Here is a 22,657-nt window from a genome sequence, read left to right as displayed (position 1 = left end):
TGCCTTCGCAGGTGGCTCAAGCTGCTACCGCTTCAGGCATCCAAATCTTGGCCGGATAGGGATAGGCGGTGAGAACGCTCTGGCGGATGAGATCGCCCAGCGCATTGGTGAGTACGGGCACGTCGATAGCGAGTCGGAATCCTTGCAGCGGCCCGAGGGCCATGGGCAGGGAACGCAGCATCTCGCGCTCGCGCAGCAGCGCCAGGACTGGCGATTGCCAGTGGTCCAGCAGCGGCAGCGGGCAGGTTTCCTTGACCAGGTGCCACAGACGTGACGTGGGATCGTCCGCAGAGCGCGGCAGCAGCGCCAAGGCGCTGGCCGAACTCTTGTCGGGCTGGATGCAGCGCCGGTCGAACAGCCACAGATTGACCATCGAGCCGAACAGCGTGCGGCGATAGCTGCGCGTCAGGCGCTTTTCAAGGCGCTCGACCGAGCCGACGAATACGGGCAGCGAGCCGCCCTGATCGGTGATGACGTGGAACTGGTCCAGGCCGTCTTCGCTGCGGCCCAGAGTGAGCCGCCCGATGAACTGCTGGATCGCGGTGTCGCGCGCCCAGACCGAGAGAAAGATCAAGTCACCCTGGTCACTGCAAACGCAGGCATCGGCCATGAGGTCGCTGCATTCGTCGATGCGGTACAGGGGCTGGTTGGATGAAGGTGCAGGCATGGTGATGTCCTCGATGTGAGGGGCGCACCGCCCGCAGGGGCAGTGATTGCCCCGTTAGGGATGAAAAGCGCGCAGCGCCCGGAGGGAATGCCCCGGCTGCGCCGCAGGTGACGTCAGGCTCCCAGTTCGGCGAACGAACCATCGGCCTCATGATTGACGAAACGGTTTCCCGCATTCATCACGGCGTCGATCTGAACCTGGTTGAGCATGCTTTCTGGCACGCTGACCTGAAAGCGCCGCAAGACTTCGCGGTAGTAGTCCAGGTCATGGCCGAACGGGTCGGCCTCGTACAGGTTGCTGTACAGGAAATTCTCGTCCAGAACCTGGATGGTGTCGTCCTCCAGCTCGGCCGGCTTGCGGATGAGCAGGAAGAAGTGCTGCATCGGCCGGTCCCAGCCGAGAATGACGGTGATGGGAAATCCCTTGTGAACGGTTTGGAAGTGATGTTGACTCATGGTGCTGTCCTTGGATGAAAAGAGGCAGCACTGCCCGTCAAGGCAGATACTGTCCCGTTATGAAGCGCCGCACGGGCGGCTATAGGGCGGAATGGAACGATCAGTACGAGCCGCAACCCGCAGGGCAGCAACCCAATGAAATGCCATGCGAGCAAAAGCCATGCTTGGCATTCCAGTCTTGAGTGGCCTGTCTTTGCGCAGGTGACGCGTAGCTCCAATCCTGTGCAATCTGCAAAGCCTGCGCGCGCTGGTCTTCAGGCAATCGCGCGACTTGCGTCTCGACGGCAACGCTGAAGCGCTCTACGTAGTAATCGTGAGACAGGCCGCAGCCTTTCACTGCTTTTGCGGCTTCTGTCTCGCAGAGTGCCTGCCACGCGGATTCATCCAACGTAGAACGGCGGGTATCGCAAACGATAGTGGACATGATGGAGACCTCCAAAAAACCGAGGCCTTCCCCGCTGGGGTAGAAGCCCCGGCGGGTGGATGAAGCAGACGCTGCGGATGCGGTGTCTGCAATTACGCAGGTTGCTGGTTGGCCTGACGGCTCCACTCCTGTGTCTTGAAATCCAACGCATAGCCAAGCTCACCCAGGCGGGCAATTTGCATGCGCAGGGTGCGGCGACCAATGGTTGAATCCAGCTTCACGCTGTCTTCCAGTGGCCACAAGATGCCAAACAAGGCGGCGTCTCCTTCCTCGACACTGCAAGTCGCAGCAGTCTCAGCAGAAGACGATGCATCCGCCCCAAAGGGCGTGGTGTCGATCAGCGGGTCTGCAGACAACCGCACGGGTGCTGGTTTCGCGGGCTTGGAAGCTTTGGAGGGTTTGACCAGCGTTGCCGCAGATTGTGACCCTTGCTCTTCGTCGAGAGGATCGACTTCCTGAGTGGCAAAGCTGCGGGCTTCGTCACGACTTAGCTTGTCGATACCATGAAGCGTCATCCCATCGAGATTGGCACGAACCTCAAAGCGTGCACCACCTGCGACTGGGTAGGTCTTGGCGAAGATGTATCGAATGACGAAATCGCCGTCGTATTTGCCTTCTGGGTACTGCTCCAACTCAGCGTCTTTAACTGCAAACTCACCGATGGGAGTAGTCAGGCGACCGACTGTGAACGGGCCGTTTCGGCCCCGGATTGTCCGCAGCGTAAGTTGGCCAGGAACGACGATAGGCAAGACTGATCTTGTGGGTGCCGATGTGGCTACCATGATGGCTCTCCTTGATGGATAGGAAAAGGCAAGGCCCCGTGAGGGGCCATGCCAGATCAGAACGAAGCAACCAGTGCCGGCTCTTGCTGCTCGACTTCACCTGCGGACTCGCACTCGGCGGGTTCGGTAGGCTGATCGGCAAAGGTGTCGGCAGCGTCCTCGGTTTCGGGCGCGGATGCGCCCTGCACCAGAGTCAGGGGGGCTGCGGCTTGCGGTGCCTCGGCTTGCGCCTGGCTCGTCGGATAGACCTGGATACCGTCGATCTTGATCAGACCGATGTGGATCAGCGTTGATTTCAGACTTGCGGCTGGTTCCCCAGCGCGCTCGCCCTTGGTGCGGATGTACGGATCGGCCTTCATGTCGTTCAACTTGAAGCCAACCAGCACCTTGCGCTCCCCCTCAATGGCCTGTACGCACCGTCGAACCAGGTGCTGGGCTTCAGGGGTGGAGACAATGGTGTCGAAGTAGCGATACTCCGGTTCATCGGCTGTCCCAGCCAACGCGGCAACGGAGCACGACAGGAATGGGTCGCCATCCTTGGGGGTGACTTCTTTCGGACGGTTGAGATAACCGATACCGCGAGTGATCAGCTCGTGCTGCTCAATCGAAGCCAGTTCGGCACGGTCGATCAGTTCGGCCTTGAGCAGTCGCGCCTTGAGGGACGCGGCGGCCTGGCCTTTGTGCTCTCCCTTGTCGCGGATGTACGCATCGCCCCAGAGGTCTCCGAGACGAAAACGCACCAGTGGGCGCTGCCTGGGATCGTCAACGCCGATGTAGCGCTTGACGAGCTTCATGGCCTCGGCACCCGAGACCTTGACATCGAAGTAGCGATAGCTCGGGTCCTTGGCGGAACCGACCAGAGCGGCGATGGTGCATGCAAGGAAAGGCTGCGCACGGCGGCCGCCCCGAACAGGCACTTCACGGGCACGTTGGATGTAGCCGATGCCAGAAGTGTGAATGTCGAAATACGCTGATTTCTGATTGGAAGTGGTGTTCATGGTGAATCTCCATAGGGATGAAGCGGAGACACACCAAGCCCACGCATGCGGGGAAAGGTGCGTAACCCCGCGATGGGTTGATAAGGCGAAAGCATCCACCACCAGGATTGGTGGCCGCTCGCGAACGGATGCGATGCGAGCTGGTTCGGTCACGCAGCAGAAGCTGCGCCGCAACCTCGAAGACCGATGGTTGCCTGGCATGTCGCTGACAACGTCAGCAAGCATGGGATTAGCATGACCAAGCCTGGTGTGCGCGGCATCAATCAATCGGTATCCGCGCGTTCCCCTTTGACTGGCTCATGCTGCTCAGTCGCAGCCGAAAAAAAGGCCCTTCACCTGGACGGATGGAAGGCCTTTGGGGGATAAATAGTCGATAAGCTGCTGATTTATCAGTAGCGCTATTGGTCTTCTACCGCTCGGCAGTCAGTAGTATGCGATGTCATGCTGCCAGCTCCCGACGTTTCCGGGCCACTTTGGCATCAATCACGCTCACGCCGATCTGGCGCCATCGCCCATCGTCGATGAGCCGCTCCAGGACTTCACCCAGCATGTCGAAGTACACCTCATCATGTCGATCGACCAACTCACCTTCGCGGCGCAGTTCCACGACATAGGTGTCGCTTGCGCGGTCGTAGAGAATCGTCACTTGGCCTCCGAACTTCTCGGTTGAAGCCGTAAAGCTGATTGCCGGCGGCGTTTCGATGATCATCGAGGGTTTGGGATCAACCCAAGTGAAGTCACGGGCACCTGCATCGACCAACATATGAGTAATGCGTCGGAACCCATCAGGTGCGGGCATTTCCTCCATTTGCTTGATGAGCTGACCCAATTCCATGCATTGAGGCTTGGGAATGGGCAGTTTGGCTGGCGCAGCACCGAGCATGAGCCGCTTGACGGTATAGGGAACACCATCTGCGGTCATTTCGGTGAGCGTTTCCGGGGTATCAGCACGCAGTCCGTCGAAACGGCGACGCGCATACGGTTCGACATGAACCTTGACGCCCTCATTTGGAACAACGGCAACCAGACGGGGATCAAGCACCGCGAATTCGGTAGGTTTGACCTTGACGACGATGGCGTCGTCGTTGGCCGCGACAACCTTACCGTCAAACGGCTTGGGATCGACAGTAAACCCCATCGTCGAAGACTGGGGCTGGCCGTCATACACCAGATACTTGAATGCTCGGGCGTTGCGCGGTACATGACCAGCAACAAGTGAAGGCATCAGGGTTTTGATAAGGGAACGGTCCATGGAAATCTCCTTGAGAAAAACAAGGGGTTTCCCGTCCACAAGGGAGGGAGTCCCTTGTGGGTGGCGTAGATGGACGCGATGCGTCCAAGGGGAAGACAATGACCAGCGCGGTTTGCCGCACTCGCAGCCTTGAAGGTCTTGGCTGCCTGGGCATGTGTCGGCAACGCCGACGAACATGGAGCAAGGATGGCTTTGGAGTAGTCAGTTCGCTTGCAGAAAACGGCATCGCGTCGAAACCGCTTTCTTGTGCTATGCGCAAGAAAAACCCCTCAGATGAGGGGTTGGTAGAGTCAGGCTTCGTACACGAAGTAGTGTTGACGCTGACGTGGGAGGAAAATGTGCTTCCATGCGTCGCCGCTTGTGTTGCCGCCGTCGAAAATCACCATTTCGTAGTCGTTGATGTCGACATCAATGAGATAGGTGCAGTGAATTTCACGCATCTCCAATCCGCCGCGGATACGTTCAAACACCAGGGTCTGGCCGGTGGCATCGTCCTGACACATGGAATTGATGCAAGCACCTAGTTGCTCCTCGAAGTCGAGTACAGGTGCGATCAGGTCTGGAAACATGGTTTTTCTCCTTCGAAAAATTGCACTGGCCCCACGTCTGGCGACAGGAGGGCCAGCATGGGGACGAAACAAAAGGCAGATGTGTTCTGCGCTTGTCAGTACTCGGATTGCATCAATGGCAGGCCAAGTAGCGCAGGCGCATCGCCATCAAAAATCAGAATGCGCACGTCGGCTTGACCAGCCAGTTCAAGGATGTTTGCCAGATCGTCTGGGATTCCCTTGTCCTTGTGCTCTTGCCGAATCTGCTGCGCGTCAATGCCCATGACGTGCTCCAGGTTGTGGTCTGTCCAGGGCGTGGAAATGAGCTTGAGACCGATTGCGGGACTCTCTGGTATCGGGAAGGCAACGAACAGCAAGTTCTCTGATGCCTCACGACTCGCCAGACTGGACAGGTAATGCCAGGATCGCTCGGACAGGTGCGCGCTACTGATTTCCCAGCACCGGCTGTAGTACCCGGTCTCGAAATTCAGGCGCTGTAGGGCTTCACGCGCAGCTTCAGATGAATAGGTGTCGCCAATGTGGATCGGGCGACCGTCGAAGTCATTGCCATGGATGGCGTACACCACCGCACCAGCAATGCCATCGCCATTCGTGCCTGCAACTGCATCACACTCGGCCTGCAGTTCAGCACTGATGGATTCATTGCCATTTCTGATCAGCGCAAAGTCGTTGGTGACGATGCAGAAAGACGAGAGCAGTTCTTCATCACGAAGATGCTGCTGGTTGGGATGAAGCGGACGCCATACATGCGGGCTTCCATCCTCATAGCTGATAGACAGCGTTCGGATGATTCTCAGATTCCAGTAACCGCGAATGAAAGGATTGGAATGTTGGGACATGGGATTTCTCCTGATTGAATCGTGGAGGCAATCCCGCCAGCGGGGATTGGCCCCCGGTGGGTTGAAAGCAGAAAAGCGCTAGGCCGCGCTGATCGTTGGTGGTTGAGCCAGCCGCTCGGCAATGCGGTGGCGGACTTCCTTGCGGAACATCTCGTCGTTGATTCCGGCCAGTAAGCTGGCGGTTTCCAAAGCGATGAAAGCCGAAGCCTCTTCGACATCCTTATCCAGAAAAGCTTGCCGTAGTTGGCTGCCAAGCTCCCGAATTCGGGTGGATGAGCCCAAAAGGCGGATTTCACGGCTCAGGAAGCAGCTTTCGCCGCCAAATTCAAACAGCCGAGGTTTGCTGCAATACCAGCACCCTTCGAACTGAATGGCGGTCAGGTGATGGCCGTCATCGAAGCAAGTCGCGATAAGCAGCAATGCATCCAGATCAACACTGTCCTCGAATGGATGATGTTCGATCAGGTTTTCCAGATCTTCGTCATCCTCTGCATCGAAGTGAACGGCCAGCGTCCCCAGGACACCTGCTAATGACGAACCATCTCTTTGATCAGGTATGTCCAGGCCCAGTGATGCCATGAGATCAACAAGACCTTCCAATACGTCGTCCCATTGTGGGTCGTTGGTCTCGGCAATCCGGGCGATGTAAGCATTACCATTGCCGGGATAGTGCTCATCCAGTGCGAAAGCTGTGAACAGCGCTCTGATGATGGGAGTGACATGGTCGAGCATGAGCACGCCAGTCCCTTCGTAGTAGTTGTTGGCCATGATTGGCTCCTTCCGAGAAGTGAGCGGAGCCAATCCATCCATGCGGACAGTGGCATCCGCGTGGAAATGGCCAGAAACAGGAAGGTTCCGAGCCATGTTAGGAGAATGGTGCTATTCGCCAAAGTTGCTGGGGTCCCCCAGTGACTTCAGCAACTCGATCAGGCCGCAATTGGCCAGCATATAAAGCTCGTTGTAGTCACTGCCGTCCGGCGCCCGTTCGGTTGCATTGATCCTGCTGTCAAGATCAAGAATGCTTTGCCGGATGCGTTGGGCGATCTGCAACGGAGATTGGGCTTCGCCATCGTCATCCACGCCAAGGGCGCGGAGTACGGCACGCGGCGAAAGCGCAGGCTTGGAGAATGACTCGTACACGCTGGGAATTTCTGCATGGCAGCGTGCGTCCAGAACATCGTTACCGATGTTGAAGGTCGTCAACTCATCATCGGTTGCGCCGTCATCGTCGTAGTCCACGATGGCAATGTGCGGAAGCGGCACCTGTCCGGGCCAGTCCTCGACGAGTGTGACCTGGACGAGTCCGCCTTCGATGACGACGGCGATGGATGGGGTTCGGGGCATGGATCACTCCTTGGAATAAAAAGGAGGACATGGCCCTGGATGGGAACACATGTCCCCGTGGGGTTGGAAAAGCGCATGCAGTGATGCGGCGAGAGCGGATTACCAGCCGCTGTAGTGCAACACCAGCTCGGCAATCACCTTGCGGCGTTGCAGATCCAGGCCACTGAAATCAGCAAGCCCATGGAATCCGCAACGCTTGAGCAATGCGCCTCCCTTGCGCTCGTTGTAGAAACTCACCATGGCAGCAAGAAACATGCGTTCCCCGCCGCTCATGACACCAATGGCCTTGCTGATCCTCGGCACATCGGGGCATAAATCCCATTTGTCCTGTGCCTTGTTCAGTCCATCGAGCGTGCCCTCACCGAACCACTGAGGTCCGGCAATCTGCACACCACGCTTCCAGGCTTTGAAAAACGCATCAGGAGCAACGGCAAAATGCCGTTGCTCCTGTGCGATCTGCTCGACGACTTCCGGAGGCAGAAGCTGGTTCATGAGGTACTTTCTCCCGATGGATCAAGGAATGGCGAGCTGGGACCAGCCGCCTCTTTCAAGGGCACGCTCCGCTGCACGTTGGCTACGGAAATATTCACGAGACTCCCGAGAAACGGGACCTTCGGTATCGCGCGTGCCGATGTAATGGCCTGCAGCGCTGTGAAGCACTTCGAGCAGCAGATACTTGCCTGCATAGTTCAGGGCCAGATAGCCATAGGATGCTTTGGGGGACATGGTTATGCTCCTTGAAGAAAGCGAGGCCTTGTCCCTGGCGGGATGGCAGCTCCCGCACGCGGTTGAAAAAAAGCATCAACGCCACAAGTGGCGCGCGTCCGCAGACTCGATGCGATAGCGGACTGGTGGGTCGCACGGGGAGAACCCCGCGGCAGCCTGAAAACCCCGACTGCTGGCATGTGCTGACGAATCAGCGAACATGCAGGAAGCTTCGATCAACGCTGAGCTAACGTCATGCGGAAAAGGGAATCGGAGACCGCCCTGATTGATCAGCGAAAAGCTGGGGGCGAGCTCTCGGTGGACAGTGTGGGCGACTCGTATGCCTTGGCCGAGACCATCAATGGCCTGTACAAGGCTGAGGTGATCCATCGTTGTTCCTGGCAGAATCGGGAAGCAGTGGAGTTAGCAACGCTGGAGTGGGTGGACTGATTCAACCACCGACGGCTATTGGAGCCCATCGGGAACATAACGCAAGCAGAAGCAGAAGCAGAGGCGATCTACTATCGACAACTTACCGAGTTGGCCCAAGCGGCATGACTCACACCAAAGAGCCTCCGGAATTTTCGGAGCGGTTCATTCGGTAATTCTCAACAAGCCCTGACAGCATTCATTTTCGGCGTTATGATCATGTGTTTGACGTGAGGGTAGAGAATGCAAACTAGGGACGTTCTTCAACTTGGTATGCGGCATCTGCAAAGCATGGCTGGGCACGACTTTGATGTGTTGACCGTCAGCCAGCCTATCAGCCCAGAGGCGGCGGTGAATCTCTCCAAGATCATCTCCAAGTTGTCCCCGCTTGTAGGCAACCTGATTGAGTTCAACACCGTTGAGTTCTTAAACGATCAGCCGGACTTCTCCGGTTTCGGGTCTTGGCTCCGGCAAGACCCTGGCTTTCCGGATACGATTTTCCAGGGGGCGGTTTGGCCGACTCCAGGGTTCGAGATCAAGGCGTGGTTCCCGCTCGCAACTGAGATCACGGCACGCTTCAAGGACAGCCAGAACCATTTTTCCCAAGACCAGACCTACGTTGCCATGCTGGCTTGGCTGCCGGAGATGGTTATCTACGGCAAGCCCAAGATCGTTGGAGTCTGTGTCGTATCCGGGCTATCTGTCGCCCAGGCGCGTGACAACCATTACCACAATCCGCCGGACTATCTTGTTCTGGAGCCCGAAGACACCAGCTCGCGCACAGCCAACTTGCAGCAGACGAACACCAACGGATACAAGTTTCAGGGAAACAGGGCGCAGTTTGATGAAGCACAGCGACTTGTCGCGAGCTGGGGGGACAACGGCCATCAGTACCAGCCAACGCCAGAGTACCAAGCTCTTCTGCGACAGTTGATCCGGCTGTATCCCTACCGATTAGATACCAATTACGCAAAGATGGATCGCATCGCCCATCCGGAGATTGAACTCTTCAAGAGTAGGGTGTATCAGCAACCCATCCACGGTATGACGATCTACGAATGGAACTGCCTCTTGAGCAGGGGATCTGATCAGCAGATTCGTCAAGCCTTGGAGGTTCATCTCGGCATCAGAGAAGAGAGCGCTGAAGACCTTCTGCTCTGAGGCGCTCCAGTCCATAGTGAAAATAGGTAGGGTCTATTTCAGCCGAATAGGCCCGCCTGCCCAGGCGATGGGATGCCACGGAAGCAGAGAACAAACCGCCGAACGGCTCCCATACGACATCACTCGCATCTGTGGTCGCCTCGATGATCTGGGTAAGAAGGTCTAGCGGTTTCTGATTAAGGTGAACAGCCTTCCCACCAGGCACTGAAAAGCGTTCGCTGCCGCGAAGCGCAGGACGCTCCCACACATTCGTGACACCGTAGGGGCACTTAAATTTTGCGCGCATTTTCTCCCACTCCTGCGCCGTCCCTGGGTTCTCCCCATTAAGGGAGAAGTACGGTCTGCCCGCAGGGTCTCCGTGCTCGTTGGCGTATGACTGCAATTTCTCAAACATGTCCGGCGGCGGGAAGTACCAAAGGTGCCCCTTGTCCAGATACTTCCGGGCTGCAGCATCCGCCACTCCACAAGCTGTGTTCGCGGCTTTTCTCGGCAACCCCGAACGACTCCACTCGCTGATAAGCCATTCCTTTAGGGGCGTGCCACCGACGCGGGCTTCCATCACATATTGGACGCACACTTCCGTCGTTACGGGAAAACGCCGAATCTTGCTGGTATTGACGTTGCCAGCAATATGCCCCTTGCCCTTATTCCAGATATTCGCATTGACATAGCGCCAGCCATATTTTTCAAGAATCGGGTGGGCAGCAGCCCAGCCAATTTCGCTATTCCAGAACCAGAGAGTCGTTTGGGCGGTTGCTTGGCGCGACCAAGCTGCGATATGCGGCTCATACCATTCCGGAATTCCAGTGTGGTCTGACGTATCGCCTTCGAAGCCCAAGACCCCGTATGCACCATCACTGATGATACACGTGGGGGTTTCCCAGTTCTGATAATGCAGTAGGCTATCTCCGAAGGAAACAGTGACTAGATCGTTTTGCCAATGGTAATCATCAAGGGGCGCTTCTCTAGTTACGGCTTTGCCGCGCCCCACGGTGCTAGTTCGTTCCCGTTTTCCGGACTTGACTATATCGTCCATCATTTAATCCTAATCGTCGCCCTTTACTGAGCGGTGCGCTCGCAGTGCGCGGTGGTCTTGGCGGCAGCAGCACTAGTGCGTGTTCGCAGGCCCAGCGCCCACACATTTGGGCCGTGGGCGGTGCGTCTCGCGGTTCGCACCAGTTTCGGCGGCCTCGGCTGCTGGTCTTGATGTGCCAAGCTGGCAACCAATACTCCCTTGCGCCTATCGAAGGCTCCGAACGCAAAACCTGGCATCTTACCCGTTGTGGGTCGCCTGGTCGACCCTGAGCTGTTACGCCACAGCCCGCCTAGAGAGGGCTAGGTCGCGGCTTCAATGCCACTGCTACGCTCCCGTAGAGCTGCGTCGGATTGCGTGGCATGCCAAGAGAATGGCGGGGTTGGGGGTTCATGTTGGGTCTCCTGTTCGTGTGGCCTATGGCCGGTACGTTGCTGGGCAGGAGAAAGATGCCGAAGGCCCAGTGGCCCTCGGCTCGGAAGGAAAGAAAAACCACCCGTGGGCTGATTGGCAGACCAGGTCGTCGCTAGAACCGGCTGCGCATCAAGCAATCACACCCGACCCATATCGTGGCTGGGGTCGGTACGTCTGGCGCACATCCGCGCACAAAAGGAGCCCAGTTTTTCGCCGTTGGGCACGGCATCGAATACCGCTGACCGAGAAGGGTCTCCGGATGGCTCGCGATCCGGCAAGCCATCCGGGGACCCTTCGTAGAAGCGGAAAAATGCAGATCAGCAGAACGCGCCGGCGGCGGTTCGTGTAGAAACTACCTTCAAGTCCCACAGCGGAAGACGGCTGGCGGGACGCGCACACGAATCAAGAAGGCGTTGCGCGCTGGGCGTCCCGCAGGGTGTGCGGGACAAAGGCCGTGCCGCCAAGGCGGACGCGGCTCACGGGGAACGGGGTCGGTCAGGAGCCTTTGCGGCTGCTACTGCTACGACGTGGGGTGGGCGAAGTGCCACGCTTGGACTTGCTGGATTCGACAGGCAATGTGCCTTTGCAGTCTGGATACTTGGAGCATGACCAAAACGGGCCGCTCTTGCCGGTGCGTTGGCGCGTGGGTGCGCCACACTGCGGGCGGGTCCCTGGGGAACCTTGATGGACAGAGACATGCTGCCGTACTGTGCGATCAACTGCGAAATCCAGGCGGCCTGTTTGCCAATGAATACGTCCAGGGTGAGCTGTCCAGCCTCGATCATGTCGAGCGCCTGCTCCCACACGGCGGTGGTTCCGGGGTCGGCAATCGCCGCGGGCACGGCGTCGATCAGCGTGAACGCCGCATCCGATGCGCGAATGGAGCGTCCTTTCTTCAGGAGATAGCCACGCGTCAGCAGGCCGGTGATGATGTTGGCGCGAGTGGCTTCGGTGCCGATGCCTGTCGTGTCCTTCAGCTTCTGTTTCAGGCGCGGGTCCGTTACGAAGCGCGCCACGCCTTTCATCGACTTGACCAGTTCGCCCTGTGTGTAGGGCTTGGGCGGCATGGTCTTCAACGTCTTGATCTCGACCTCGGCCACTTGGCATGACAGCCCCTCGCGCAGCGCGGGCAGCACCTGGCTGCGCGCGGCGGCTTCGCTGTCCTCGTCCGCTTGCGGCTCGGCCAGCACCAGGCGCCAGCCCATGACGACCACCTGCTTTCCGGTGGCCACCAGCTTCTGCTGGCCGCAGGAAAGCTCGGCCTCAGTGCGGTCGAACTCGTGGTGAGGGAGGAATTGCGCCAGGTAGTGCGCGCGGATCAGCCGGTACACCGCAAGTTCCTTCTCGCTCATGGCAGAGAGGTTTGCGGGTTCGAGCGTCGGGATGATGCCGTGGTGGGCCGTCACTTTGCCGTCATTCCAGGCGCGCGAGCGCTGGGAGCGGTCGAGGTGGCTCATGATCGAGCGCAGCGAGGGATCAGTCTTGAGCAAGCTGTCCAGGACAGTCGGCACTTCCGCGAACATGCTTTCGGGCAGATACCCGGAATCAGAGCGAGGATACGTCGCGGCCTTGTGGGTTTCGTACAAGGCCTGTGCTATCTCCAGTGTTTCCTGCACGTCCAGGCCGAGTTTCTTGGAACAAACTTCCTGTAAAGTGCCCAGATCGAACAGTAGCGGCGGGCCTTCGCGCACGCGCTCGGTCTCGACCGACACCACTTGAGCACTGCCCGCAGCGCGGATTTGCTGCGTGGCCTGCTGTGCAACTAGCTGCTGCAGGCAGCGGCCCGCGTCGTCGGTGCAGCCATCGGGCGGAACCCACTGTGCGCTGAAAGCCTGGCCGCCTGCGGACAGGGACGCGTCGATGGTCCAAAACGGCACCGACTTGAAAGCCGCGATTTCCCGATCACGATCCACCACAAGCTTCAGCGTCGGGGTCTGTACGCGTCCGACGGACAGCACGCCGTCGTAGCCTGCCTGCCGGCCCAGCACGGTGAACAAGCGGCTCAGGTTCATGCCCACGAGCCAGTCGGCGCGAGAACGTGCCAACGCCGAGTAGTACATCGGCAGCGTGTCGGCCGAAGGCCTCAGCTTACCAAGTGCGGCGCGGATCGACGCATCGTTAAGCGCTGATAACCACAGGCGTTCGATGGGGCCGCGGTAGCCGCAGAGTTCGATTATCTCTCGGGCGATCAACTCGCCTTCGCGGTCGGCATCGGTAGCGATAACAAGATGGGTCGCCTTCGCCAGAAGCGCCTTGACGACCTTGAATTGCGTGGCAGTCTTCGGTTTGACCTCGACGCGCCATTGTTGAGGAATGATGGGCAACTGCTCCAGCGACCAGCGCTTGAGCGCCGCGTCATAGACCTCTGGGGCTGCCGCTTCTACGAGATGGCCGATGCACCAGGTGACTGTGACGCCGGAGCCGCTGAGACAGCCTTCACCGCGCTGCGTTGCGCCGAGAATCCGCCCTATATCCTTGCCTTGGGAGGGCTTCTCGCAAAGAAAGAGTCGCATACTGCTGTATCCGAATAATGATCATGCCGGACAGCATGGCGGTAAGGTCTAAAGTAGGTAGCGAACAATAGGAACGTGAATGTCCCCCGGTTGATAGGCTTTTGATCACTGTTCTCTCTGCGGCTGCGATCTCCACGGAGAGAGTTAGTTTTCTCTTTGGGAGAGCCGATTTTGCAGCAGGAACCAGCACATGTTCAAAGCAAAGGAGCGACCCAGCCTCGCCATTTGCTCTTGGGGAATACCAATCGGGCGATGCGCACCTGGGCTAAGAAACCGAAACACTCCAGCCAAGCCTTTCTCTTCCTCGATGGTGATCTCGCCCGACTTGCTCAGAAATGCAATGACGGAGCCCCAACTTGTTGGTTCGTACGTTCCATTCCCTGGATGTTGTCGCGCGACGTCTGCAGCGACATCCACGGCCAAAGTTTCGAGAGCGACCCGCGCGTTCGTCAAGGCCGCGTTGTAATCCGGTGGACTGGAACGAAAGGCCTCTGCTGAATCATTGATCTTGTTGATGATGGCTTCGTGTTGAGGTGGAGCTGATTGGCGTAGTGCAGTGACGAGGTCATCCTCCATCGGTGCAGCGTCTGCAATCGAGGGGTCAGCCTGCAGCAAGCGCTTATCTTGAACAATATAACCATCAAGCAATAGACATTGAGTCAAGTCGTGTAGACGCTCATCAAATATGAGCTTGGGCGAAATATTCTTTCGTAGGTTGCCAGTTGTCGCCACGATCTCTTGCAGCACGAGCAGCAAAGTTCTGTCGCTCTGATCGCGGATCGTGTTATTCAGGCTCATCTGCAAGTTGGCATATGAAAGAGACAGATGCTGGACGTTGTACTTGGCCAGTAGCGTGATTGAGACGGAAACGTCCTGTTGAGCAAGAAACTGGGCGAGGGAGTACCTGGTTCGTTGACTGATCATTTGAATGCTCCAAATCAAAAAATTTCCTCCAGTATCCGACAAGAACGGTCGTTTGCGCGAAGGATGTTTCGTTTGGTAAGCAACCCAACAACGTTCACTGGATGTTAGTGGATCTATCCCCTGGGGATAGTTGAGTGGGGAGGGCGAGCGGCAGAGTTTCTCAGCAACCGCCCTCCATGCTGGTTCATTTCCTGCGCTTGGTCTCTTTGGGGACTGCTGATTCCTGGACGTTTTGTGATTTCAGCTCCGCGTCCTGCGACTTCTGACTGAGGGTCACGGATTCGATGCGGAAAGGCAGAATGCCAACGCTGCGCGCGTTGATCTGCCAGGTCTCGCGTGGCTGATCCTCATTGTCCGTCCAGGGTTCGCGCTCCATGCGGCCGACAACCAGCACGCGCATGCCTTTCTGATAGAGGTTCTTCCAATGCGCGGCGTCGCGGTGCCAGACTTCTACTGGTGCCCAGAAGCCGCCACGATCCTCGAAGTCACCGACTTTGGTCGGAACAGGGTTGTCGAAATACACGTTCAGCCGAAGCAAGCGCCGTGGCTCGTCGTTGCTGTTGGGGAATTCCCGAAATTCGGGAGGCGAGCCGATATTGCCTTCGCCAGAAAAATGCGTGCTCATATTGCAATCTCCATCAAGGTAGTTGAAATCTGCGCGAACCTGCGTCAGTGCAGACACTGCTGGTCGATGAATGACCGAACGAGTTCGCAGCCAATGAAATGCCGCTGAAGTCGCAAGGCGACGGCACCTGTGGCGGTCTCATACCGTCCCCCTACGCTCAGCCCTAGGCTGGCTGCTGGCACTCAACCGGCGCAGGAAGACATCTTCTGCCTCTGCGGCCTTGCTGGCGCACTCTTTGGCCTGCCTGCCCATCGTGTGCAGGAGACTGATTTGCATATTCAGCGTAATGCGTTGCAACTCAATCTCGTGCAGGTCGGCCAGCAGATTTACCGGTGTGCCGGTACTCGCCATCAATCCCTGCCACAAGGACACGCCCATGGCGGACCTGTCGCGCTTGCGCCATCGTAAAAAAGTCGTGCCTGCGCCAGTAGTTTGCTGGGCCAGCTCAATGGGTAGCAGGTGGAATGGATGCCCGACTGCCTGTTGCAGCACCTGCCGTTGCGCCAAGGCAATCAGTTCGTCGCGCATGCCAAAGCACTTACTGGCCCAGTCCTCCAAGTCCCCCTTACCCTTAAAAGGCTTTAAAAGGCCTTTTTGAGAGCCTGCGTGTTCCAGCTTCATGAAGGCAACCTGTTCCAGCGCGCGGAAGTAGCGTGGAATACGGCTCGGAACCATCATGCCGGTTCATCCTCGACGGTACTGGCTTCGATTGGATCGCCGGAGGTGGCCTCTTCATCTTGGACAGTTGCTGTTCCAGCACTCTCAGCACGCTGCGGCTGTCCCCGACGCGGGATCGGCGGGGCAAATTTTGAACGCAGTGAGCCTTCGAGAACGTCCTGCGGCAGTTCGCCGTATTTCTCCAGCGCCGTCCGCGCTGCGGCATTGTTCGCCGCAAAATCATCGCGGGTGCAGCCTGAGTACCGGAACTGCTGCGCCAGTGAAAACAGGCTGCGCAGTGCATGCGCGCCTTCGTTGAGCCAACGCTCCAGAGTGTTGCGGTCGATCAGCGCAGTGTGGTGAGCCAGGATGAGCTTGCGGGCAATATCGTCGTAGTCGGCCAGCAGATACACGGCGGCGAAGCCGAGCTGGGCATTGACGAAAAGTGGCAGCTTGACTGGTTGGACGTTGAGGTTCTCACCCAGGCTCAAGGCGGCGGGGACACCGGCCAATGCCTGCTCAACCTGTTCACGCAAAGCATGCAAAGTGGCCTTGGTCTGGTCGAGTTTGTCCTCGATCCTGAGCATCCACCAGTCGCTATAGGGGTCGTCTTGCTCCGAACCACGCTTCATTTTGTTCATCTGAGAGATGTAGCCATTGAGCCCGACGATGCCAGGCCGCCCTTCGGCTGCGGCCCGGCCATGCCAGATGCGTGATGCGTGATGCGTGTGAAGCGTCAGCGACATTGCGCTGCGCAAGGAGCCGAGATTGAGTTGCAGAGGTTCACTGGTTGCCATATTGACTGCTCGCTGTTGAACAAGGAGCCATCAGCATCGGCGTACAAAGGAAGGCAGTCAGTCAACAAACCGGAACCCGTCAGGTCCCGGTTCAGGACGCGGAGGGTGTATGCGGCACGAGCTATCCCCAGGGGATAGCTCCAAGGAAGTCCAATGACCGCTTCGACCTGTCGAGCTACGATAGCGTTCTATTGCAAACAAGGTTCAGCAGGGGGAAAACAATGGATGAGCGCGTTCAATTGGTTGTGAATGGTGAGCAACATGCGCATGGAGACGCCGTTGTGGAGTTGCTCGGGTATGCCCATCACTTTGAGTGCATGGTGGCTTTCGCCAAGGGCTCCGCGCTGGCCACATTGCTGAAGCCGCTGGAACAAGCTCTCGCTCGCGGCATGACGGCTCGCGTCGCGGTCGGCCTGAGCTTCCATCTCACCGAGCCGGCCTTGTTACGTAAGTTGCTTTACCTGTCAACGCAGCATGCAATGCAGTTGTACCTGAGCGATACGAACACCACCTTCCATCCCAAAATCTATGCAGGACAAGCGCCGCAGCAGTCCACTGTGATCGTTGGCTCTGCCAACATGACTGCCGGCGGGCTGGGTGACAACCACGAAGCATCGGTGATGATCAACGGCTCAGATAACGCCCTGTTCTTGTCGGTTCAAGCGCAGTTCAATCAGCTCATCGCTGATGGGGCGCTTGTCCACGCGACCAAGAAGCGGGTTGATGCCTATGCCGTAGAGTTTTCCATTCAGGATGCATGGCGAAAGATGGCCAAGAAGCGCGCCGATCGTGTCAGCCGTAATGACCTGCAGGACCTAACGGTGCTGGTCGACCACTTGAACGAGATGAAACGTGATGATTCGTCACATGGTTTTGCTGCGCAACAAGTGCTGCGGCAGGGAAATCTTCGGCTGGCTCGGCACCAGATTCGGGCCTTGGCTGTTCCAGACAGAGACGGTACGCGGAGTTTCCTTACGCAGTACGAGACCCTGATTAACCTGTTCCATTCGGGCGGACTGCACCGCGCCAAAACCCGTGTCGCCAGTGAGCCGGCTCGATTCTTGGCGGCAATCGCCGATATCACCAGTCAGTCCCATCTTGGGCAAGCCGAGGCCTTCAATGTGCTGCATACGCATTTCCAGCACATCAAAGGGGCAGGTATCAACTTGCTGACAGAAATCCTGCATGCGCTGAATCACAAGCGCTACGCGGTGATGAATCAGAACGCCGTAACCGGACTTGCGGTAGCTGGTTTCGGTGGCTATCCAGTGCATCCGACAAAGACGAACGTCGATGGCGAACTCTACGCGCGTTACTGCCAACAAGCCCGATCGGTGCAAAAAGACTTGGGACTGAGCAGCCTTACCGAGTTAGACGCCTTGTTCAACTACGTGTATTGGCAGGAAGAGCCCGAAACATAGCTGGCAACCTGGATAGTGCGAACTATCCCCAGGGGATAGCTCTGCTAACGACCACTGGCGTCTGCTTCATAGTCTTTGCGGTGTGGTCAGGGTTTGCTCAGCAGGTCGCGCAGCCGCTCGATGTGCTGTCGGGCTACTTCTGGTGGCACCACATTCCGAGGTGACTCAGGTGGTGGCGCTGGTGCGGGTGATGAGGGTGGCACGGGTGCGGCCTGCTTGGCCCATGCATTGAACTCCCCGCGAATTGCGCGCTGAATGATTCCAAACAGATACCCCGCAGGGTTGCGAACATTCTGATTACTACAGCGCACAGCCCAATCGTCCAGCACTGCCTGCCTCAGCGAAGCATCGACCTGCTGCAAAGCCATCCTGACACCTGTTTGCTGCTCTGCTTTCAGTTCCGTGAAGCGCTTGGGCCAGTGCAGATTGCCCAGCGCGCGTGCTTGCGCGGTAGTAAGTACTTTATTAATACAACTACTACGTACTGTACGGGCCTGCTTCGGATTCCGAAGAGAGGCGTCTGGCGCGGGTTCCGGGCTTGCTTCGGATTCCGAAGTGGGGTCATCACGATTCCGAAGAAGGCTCGTCGGCCCTTCTTCGGAATCGTGAGTGGCATCCCCTTGTGAATAACTTTCGGTCTCAGTGATGCTCTGGCTGCCGAGACGTTCGGCCAGGATGTGCAGCCGCGAAGGCAGTGTCCGACCGGACAGTAATGGGTCTTCTCCAATTTCCTTGAGTGTGTGCAGGCCCACGATCTGCACAGATTTGGCAGAGTGGCTGAGAGCCTGGCTGATAAGCTGCAAGTAGTCCGGGTCTAGCTGCATTGCCTCGAACGGCGTCAAAGGTTCATCGTGCAGGACGTACAGATTTCCGAGGATACGGCCGGTCTTTGAGTCACGCCGCCTCCGAACGAGGCTCAGCCAACGGGTCAGGCGCAGCAGCGTTAGTGCGCGCGCCACGGTTTCGTGCGAGGCTTGCCCGGCACACGGCATCGAGGCCAGCCAGGGGCGAAGCTGTTCATAGGTTGGGAACGCCGTCACGCCGTCGTCGTTGAGCATTAGCCGGAACACCTGCCACGCATTCCGTTCCAGTGGTGTCAGGCGGCGGTCGAGAAACAGCCTTCGCGGCACAGTTTCATGCCGGTTGCCACTAAACAAAAAACCGTCGCCGGATGCGCCACTCGAAGACGTTGTGCTTGCCGGTTCAGGCATGGTGGCAGGCGCACTGGGACTGGGCGCGTGGTCAAGGTGCTTGAGCGCTGTATCGAACAACTCGGAAAGTGCGACGGGGCCACGATTGGGTGAGGTATCGTCCAAAGTCATGGTTCAACCCAACCCTTGATCGACCCAAGCTTTAACAGCAGCCCAGACAACCGAAAGCGGCAAATCCATGCCTTCGGCCAAGTCCATCGCCGCGTCAAGGATGGAGCTTTCATCTTCCAGTTCGACATTTCTGCTGCTGGTGATGGCTTTCCAGCGGCGCCACAATTCCGTGTCCTGATCTTCATCCAGAACGGGATGCCGACCCTTGCGCTTGGGCAGGCCCAGCACCTCGCGACGCAACGCCACTTCCTGGTGTGTGAGGCCGTAGAAGCGGCTGACCATTTCTGTGCTGGCACCCAGCCTCAGCATCCGGTCAACTGTGGCGATTTCTTTCTCGACATCCTGGGCCTGCTGGAGCAGCCGACGGAGTACGTCACGATTGACCGTCACAGAACACCAGGAGACGCTGGCATTGGTCAGCACGCTGATCAGCGCAGGGTGTTTGAGGGCATCGAGTTCTTCCTCACCAAACCCCATCAGCTTGCATCGGCGCAGTTGCCCATTGCGAAGGTCATAGAGCGCCTGAGCGATGACGGCCTGGTTGAGTGGGTGTGGTGCGGACATGCAGGCCTCCCTCGCTCACATTTCAGAGCCCGCGGCTCCGGCATTCAGATCTCGCAGGCGTCGGGCCAAGCGTAGCAGGCGGAACAATTTAACCAGTGCTGTGTCGCTCAATCGTTTTTCTCTTTCACCGCTGCTCGGTCCTTGTCCGTGAAGCAGCGCAGGCAGGTCAGCGGCGATCTGGCTGCTATTCCCCTCGACATCTGGCGAAACCTGGCCAGCCAAGCACGCCAGCAGTGCAAGTACGGCGCGGGCGTGCGGCAATGATGCCTGTGCATCGAAACGGCATGTGAAACCCAAGCCATCCGGGCGGTCCTCAATGCACGCATTAAGGTCTGCTTCGCTGGCTATTTCTCGCGCGAACTGCGCAATGTGGATGCGCAGTCGGTCAGGCGTGTCCAGGCCAGGTTCGATATGCCAGATGTCGGAAATTGGATAAAGCCCACCCGCTTGAACGGGGATAGATTGCAAGACATTGGTCGAGAAATCGGGCAGCACATCGCCCAGCTCATCAGCGAGCATCCGCTGGATGGATTGGAGGCGCTCGGTTGTCGGTGCCGGTGATACGATGTGTTCTTTTAGCTTCTTGCTAGGCGCAGTCGTAGGGTTTCCTGCTGATGACTGGTTTGCCCCGGCTTCGTCCTCGTGTTCCTGTGACGAGGGTTCTGGTTCCAGCACTGTGCCCGACAGTGTCTGTGCTGGCGGACGCGCAATAGCCGCAGGTTCGGGCAGTACGGGGGGCACTGATGGAGGAGTCGGGTCGCTGACCAGGGCGCGGTGGCGGCTTTCGGACTCGGTGACATCAAGGGCCAGCATGTCGTAATCCATGCCCAACAGTTCGGACATCTGGCCGAGTAGCTCATCCTGCACCCGTTGCGACGAGAACTCTTCTGCCTGGGCGTCGAACTGCGACAGCACTTCCTGGAAGAATTCATCGAAATTTTGTACCAGCCGACGGCCTTTGGTATGGCGTTCCCATGTGAGCATGCAAGCTCTGCGCATCACCGACAATCGTTCGACCTGGTGACGACCCAATCCGCCATAAAGCAGCGTAGGAATAGCTGGTAACAGATATCGCACCGCATCGGCCATGCGGCTGATATGCGACTGCTGGACGGGGAAGCCGTCTGCAGCGAGGCGACGGGCCAGTTCGGACTGGCTCAGGCTGGTGCCTGTTTCCTGCTCGTAGAATTCGCGTGCTTTCTCCACGCCCAAGGCACGTTCAATGAACGTGAGCCCGCCACGCAATTCGTTCTCGGCCAGATGCCCTGTCAGCATGACGACTTCGCCGCGGTTGGGCCACGGCCGAAACAAGCACGATATGCGGAAAAACCGCTCGTCTTTCGTCTCCGCCCAGAGTTCGCGCAGGATCGCCAATCGCGTATTTCCACCATTGCGGATGATGTAGTGATCCTCGCCAGAACGCCGGGTTATGGCTGGTGCCGCATCTAGGCCACGCTCACGAATGGAGGCTTTGATTTCCTCGTAGGCAGGATTGCGCTTCTTGCGCGGATCGTGATCGTAGGGCCGCAATTGATCGAGGGTCACGATCATGGGCGTATCAGCAATAGGATCGCTCAATGAGGTAGCTGATGACCCATTGCGCTCGAACCCTGCGGCCAACAGCTTGCTGGCCATCGTTTGGGAGGTCATTTCAGCCATGACTGCCTCCTTGCATCAAGGCATCGCGATCGGCACGGCGGATCTGGGCGCGGGCATTCAAGGCCGCTCGGTAGTCGCTTGCCGTCGAACTGGTGTAAATGGCCGTGCAGCCCGGTTTTGTGAATTTAAGGTGGCCTCCCGAGGTACGTTTCACATGCCAGCCTTCGCCAACAGCGAACTCGATCAGCGCACGCAGTCGCTTGTGACCTCGTGCCAGTTCATGTGCGTTTGCCATGAGACCTCCCGGCATCAAGAGCAGACGGTTCGCGACCTGACACGCAGACTAAATCGGCGTGCCAGGCTGGAAACAGTTCACCGGCAAGCGAGCGCATCGTGTTCAGCGCAGAGGGGGCTACTCTGCCTGGCGGTTGCCGGTATTCGACACGATGAACCGGCAGTCCGCGAGTAGCGGCGCGTGGATAGACTTCGATGGCCGGCACCACGGTGTCTAGCACACGGATACCCTCATGGTCTTGAAACAGGTCGCGCAATGCCTGCTGGATCAGCTTTGCGTTCGAGGAGACTGGATGTACTCGGTTAATGAGCAAACGCAGTGGTGGCGGTTCAATGCCGAGATGTCGGTACGGTGCGATGTCCTCAATCAACTGCATGGTGCCACGGCGCAGTTCGCGAGCTGCGAGGATTTCCGGGGTCACTGGTGACAGTGCCAGATCTGAAGCCAGCACTGCCATCTCCAAGGTCACGCTACGTGCGCCTTGGGTGTCGATCAGAACCAAATCGTAGAATGGGGCCAGGATCGGTAGCAGGTGCCGCAGCCGTAAGCGTCCGTCCGGAGCGTGCAGCAAGAGCGTATTCAGTTCACCCCGGTGATCGTTTGAGATCACCAGGTCAAGGCCCGCGATGATTGTGCGGGAAACGAGTTGCCCGAGATCGCGCTCATTGAACGCCAGCAACTCATAGATACCACCGGAAGCGCGATGGGCCAGTTCGTAATAGCTCGACAGCGTAGGTTGCACGTCGAGATCGAGCAGCAATACACGCAGCCCTGCATCTGCGGCAAAGCCGCCGAGATTGGCTGCTGTGGTCGTCTTGCCCACGCCGCCTTTGGTCGAGATGATGGAGACAACCTGCATGGGGCTTCC

At 58.0% G+C, this 22,657-nt stretch carries 24 protein-coding genes and 2 pseudogenes; 3 read left to right on the top strand and 23 right to left on the bottom strand.

Annotated features, from left to right (window positions below; translation table 11 throughout):
- Positions 1-16: 16 nt before the first annotated feature.
- The 12 genes from HW090_RS02185 to HW090_RS02130 form a co-directional block, all read right to left on the bottom strand.
- The gene (locus HW090_RS02185) at positions 17-667 is read right to left on the bottom strand and encodes a hypothetical protein (protein ID WP_179111939.1); all 651 of its coding nucleotides are present in this window, start codon (positions 665-667) and stop codon (positions 17-19) included.
- 113 nt (positions 668-780) lie between these two features.
- On the bottom strand, positions 781-1,122 hold the full coding sequence (locus tag HW090_RS02180; RefSeq protein WP_179111938.1) for a hypothetical protein: 342 nt from the start codon (positions 1,120-1,122) through the stop codon (positions 781-783).
- Positions 1,123-1,222: 100 nt separating this feature from the next.
- A complete protein-coding gene (locus HW090_RS02175; RefSeq protein ID WP_179111937.1) occupies positions 1,223-1,546 on the bottom strand; it encodes a hypothetical protein in 324 nt (107 codons plus the stop codon).
- A gap of 92 nt (positions 1,547-1,638) precedes the next feature.
- Complete coding sequence (locus HW090_RS02170) at positions 1,639-2,328, bottom strand: DUF3275 family protein (RefSeq protein WP_179111936.1); 690 nt, start codon at positions 2,326-2,328, stop codon at positions 1,639-1,641.
- Positions 2,329-2,384: 56 nt separating this feature from the next.
- The gene (locus HW090_RS02165) at positions 2,385-3,326 is read right to left on the bottom strand and encodes a DUF3577 domain-containing protein (RefSeq protein WP_179111935.1); all 942 of its coding nucleotides are present in this window, start codon (positions 3,324-3,326) and stop codon (positions 2,385-2,387) included.
- A gap of 439 nt (positions 3,327-3,765) precedes the next feature.
- On the bottom strand, positions 3,766-4,578 hold the full coding sequence (locus tag HW090_RS02160; RefSeq protein ID WP_179111934.1) for a GTPase: 813 nt from the start codon (positions 4,576-4,578) through the stop codon (positions 3,766-3,768).
- A 290-nt stretch (positions 4,579-4,868) separates the two neighbouring features.
- Complete coding sequence (locus tag HW090_RS02155; RefSeq protein ID WP_179111933.1) at positions 4,869-5,147, bottom strand: uridylate kinase; 279 nt, start codon at positions 5,145-5,147, stop codon at positions 4,869-4,871.
- 95 nt (positions 5,148-5,242) lie between these two features.
- Positions 5,243-5,986 (bottom strand): ABC transporter substrate-binding protein, encoded by a 744-nt coding sequence (locus HW090_RS02150; protein ID WP_179111932.1) that lies wholly within the window; start codon positions 5,984-5,986, stop codon positions 5,243-5,245.
- 78 nt (positions 5,987-6,064) lie between these two features.
- The gene (locus tag HW090_RS02145) at positions 6,065-6,754 is read right to left on the bottom strand and encodes a hypothetical protein (RefSeq protein ID WP_179111931.1); all 690 of its coding nucleotides are present in this window, start codon (positions 6,752-6,754) and stop codon (positions 6,065-6,067) included.
- Positions 6,755-6,865: 111 nt separating this feature from the next.
- Positions 6,866-7,330 carry a hypothetical protein gene (locus HW090_RS02140; protein ID WP_179111930.1) on the bottom strand — a complete coding sequence of 155 codons (465 nt, stop codon included), beginning with the start codon at positions 7,328-7,330 and terminating at the stop codon, positions 6,866-6,868.
- A 99-nt stretch (positions 7,331-7,429) separates the two neighbouring features.
- A complete protein-coding gene (locus HW090_RS02135) occupies positions 7,430-7,822 on the bottom strand; it encodes a hypothetical protein (RefSeq protein WP_179111929.1) in 393 nt (130 codons plus the stop codon).
- Positions 7,823-7,843: 21 nt separating this feature from the next.
- Positions 7,844-8,056 carry a hypothetical protein gene (locus HW090_RS02130; RefSeq protein ID WP_179111928.1) on the bottom strand — a complete coding sequence of 71 codons (213 nt, stop codon included), beginning with the start codon at positions 8,054-8,056 and terminating at the stop codon, positions 7,844-7,846.
- 276 nt (positions 8,057-8,332) lie between these two features.
- On the opposite strand from HW090_RS02130, the pseudogene HW090_RS17795 reads away from it, so the two are divergent.
- A pseudogene (locus HW090_RS17795) lies at positions 8,333-8,593 on the top strand (IS3 family transposase); the annotation flags it as partial.
- 144 nt (positions 8,594-8,737) lie between these two features.
- Complete coding sequence (locus tag HW090_RS02120) at positions 8,738-9,625, top strand: hypothetical protein (protein WP_218673558.1); 888 nt, start codon at positions 8,738-8,740, stop codon at positions 9,623-9,625.
- On the opposite strand, the gene HW090_RS02115 is transcribed toward HW090_RS02120, so the two are convergent.
- The 6 genes and pseudogenes from HW090_RS02115 to HW090_RS02090 form a co-directional block, all read right to left on the bottom strand.
- Complete coding sequence (locus HW090_RS02115; protein ID WP_218673557.1) at positions 9,591-10,661, bottom strand: DNA methyltransferase; 1,071 nt, start codon at positions 10,659-10,661, stop codon at positions 9,591-9,593. The genes HW090_RS02120 and HW090_RS02115 overlap by 35 nt on opposite strands.
- A gap of 906 nt (positions 10,662-11,567) precedes the next feature.
- Positions 11,568-13,585, bottom strand: a pseudogene (locus HW090_RS02110) (DNA topoisomerase III).
- Positions 13,586-13,729: 144 nt separating this feature from the next.
- On the bottom strand, positions 13,730-14,509 hold the full coding sequence (locus HW090_RS02105) for a hypothetical protein (protein ID WP_179111925.1): 780 nt from the start codon (positions 14,507-14,509) through the stop codon (positions 13,730-13,732).
- Between the two features lie 184 nt (positions 14,510-14,693).
- Positions 14,694-15,134, bottom strand: a complete 441-nt coding sequence (locus HW090_RS02100; RefSeq protein WP_179111924.1) for a single-stranded DNA-binding protein — start codon at positions 15,132-15,134, stop codon at positions 14,694-14,696.
- 138 nt (positions 15,135-15,272) lie between these two features.
- A complete protein-coding gene (locus tag HW090_RS02095) occupies positions 15,273-15,812 on the bottom strand; it encodes a DUF3158 family protein (protein WP_179111923.1) in 540 nt (179 codons plus the stop codon).
- Entirely contained in the window at positions 15,809-16,588 is a 780-nt protein-coding gene (locus tag HW090_RS02090; protein ID WP_179111922.1) for a PFL_4669 family integrating conjugative element protein, read from the bottom strand. Before HW090_RS02090 ends, HW090_RS02095 begins: the two co-directional genes overlap by 4 nt.
- Before the next feature lie 221 nt (positions 16,589-16,809).
- On the opposite strand from HW090_RS02090, the gene HW090_RS02085 reads away from it, so the two are divergent.
- Positions 16,810-18,009 (top strand): phospholipase D family protein, encoded by a 1,200-nt coding sequence (locus tag HW090_RS02085; RefSeq protein ID WP_179111921.1) that lies wholly within the window; start codon positions 16,810-16,812, stop codon positions 18,007-18,009.
- Positions 18,010-18,095: 86 nt separating this feature from the next.
- On the opposite strand, the gene HW090_RS02080 is transcribed toward HW090_RS02085, so the two are convergent.
- The 5 genes from HW090_RS02080 to HW090_RS02060 are packed head-to-tail and all read right to left on the bottom strand — an operon-like array spanning position 18,096 to position 22,648.
- A complete protein-coding gene (locus HW090_RS02080) occupies positions 18,096-19,331 on the bottom strand; it encodes an STY4528 family pathogenicity island replication protein (RefSeq protein WP_179111920.1) in 1,236 nt (411 codons plus the stop codon).
- Between the two features lie 3 nt (positions 19,332-19,334).
- Positions 19,335-19,895 (bottom strand): DUF2857 domain-containing protein, encoded by a 561-nt coding sequence (locus HW090_RS02075; RefSeq protein ID WP_179111919.1) that lies wholly within the window; start codon positions 19,893-19,895, stop codon positions 19,335-19,337.
- A gap of 15 nt (positions 19,896-19,910) precedes the next feature.
- Positions 19,911-21,554 carry a ParB family protein gene (locus tag HW090_RS02070; protein ID WP_179111918.1) on the bottom strand — a complete coding sequence of 548 codons (1,644 nt, stop codon included), beginning with the start codon at positions 21,552-21,554 and terminating at the stop codon, positions 19,911-19,913.
- A complete protein-coding gene (locus HW090_RS02065) occupies positions 21,547-21,789 on the bottom strand; it encodes a type II toxin-antitoxin system HicA family toxin (protein ID WP_179111917.1) in 243 nt (80 codons plus the stop codon). The genes HW090_RS02070 and HW090_RS02065 overlap by 8 nt, the downstream gene beginning before the upstream one ends.
- The gene (locus tag HW090_RS02060) at positions 21,773-22,648 is read right to left on the bottom strand and encodes a ParA family protein (RefSeq protein ID WP_179111916.1); all 876 of its coding nucleotides are present in this window, start codon (positions 22,646-22,648) and stop codon (positions 21,773-21,775) included. The genes HW090_RS02065 and HW090_RS02060 overlap by 17 nt, the downstream gene beginning before the upstream one ends.
- Between the last annotated feature and the right edge of the window lie 9 nt (positions 22,649-22,657).

The sequence above is a fragment of the Pseudomonas sp. ABC1 genome (genome assembly GCF_013395055.1).
Taxonomy (GTDB): Bacteria; Pseudomonadota; Gammaproteobacteria; order Pseudomonadales; family Pseudomonadaceae; genus Stutzerimonas.
Note: the sequence above shows the minus strand (reverse complement) of the source record. Positions and strands in the feature narration are given on the sequence as shown.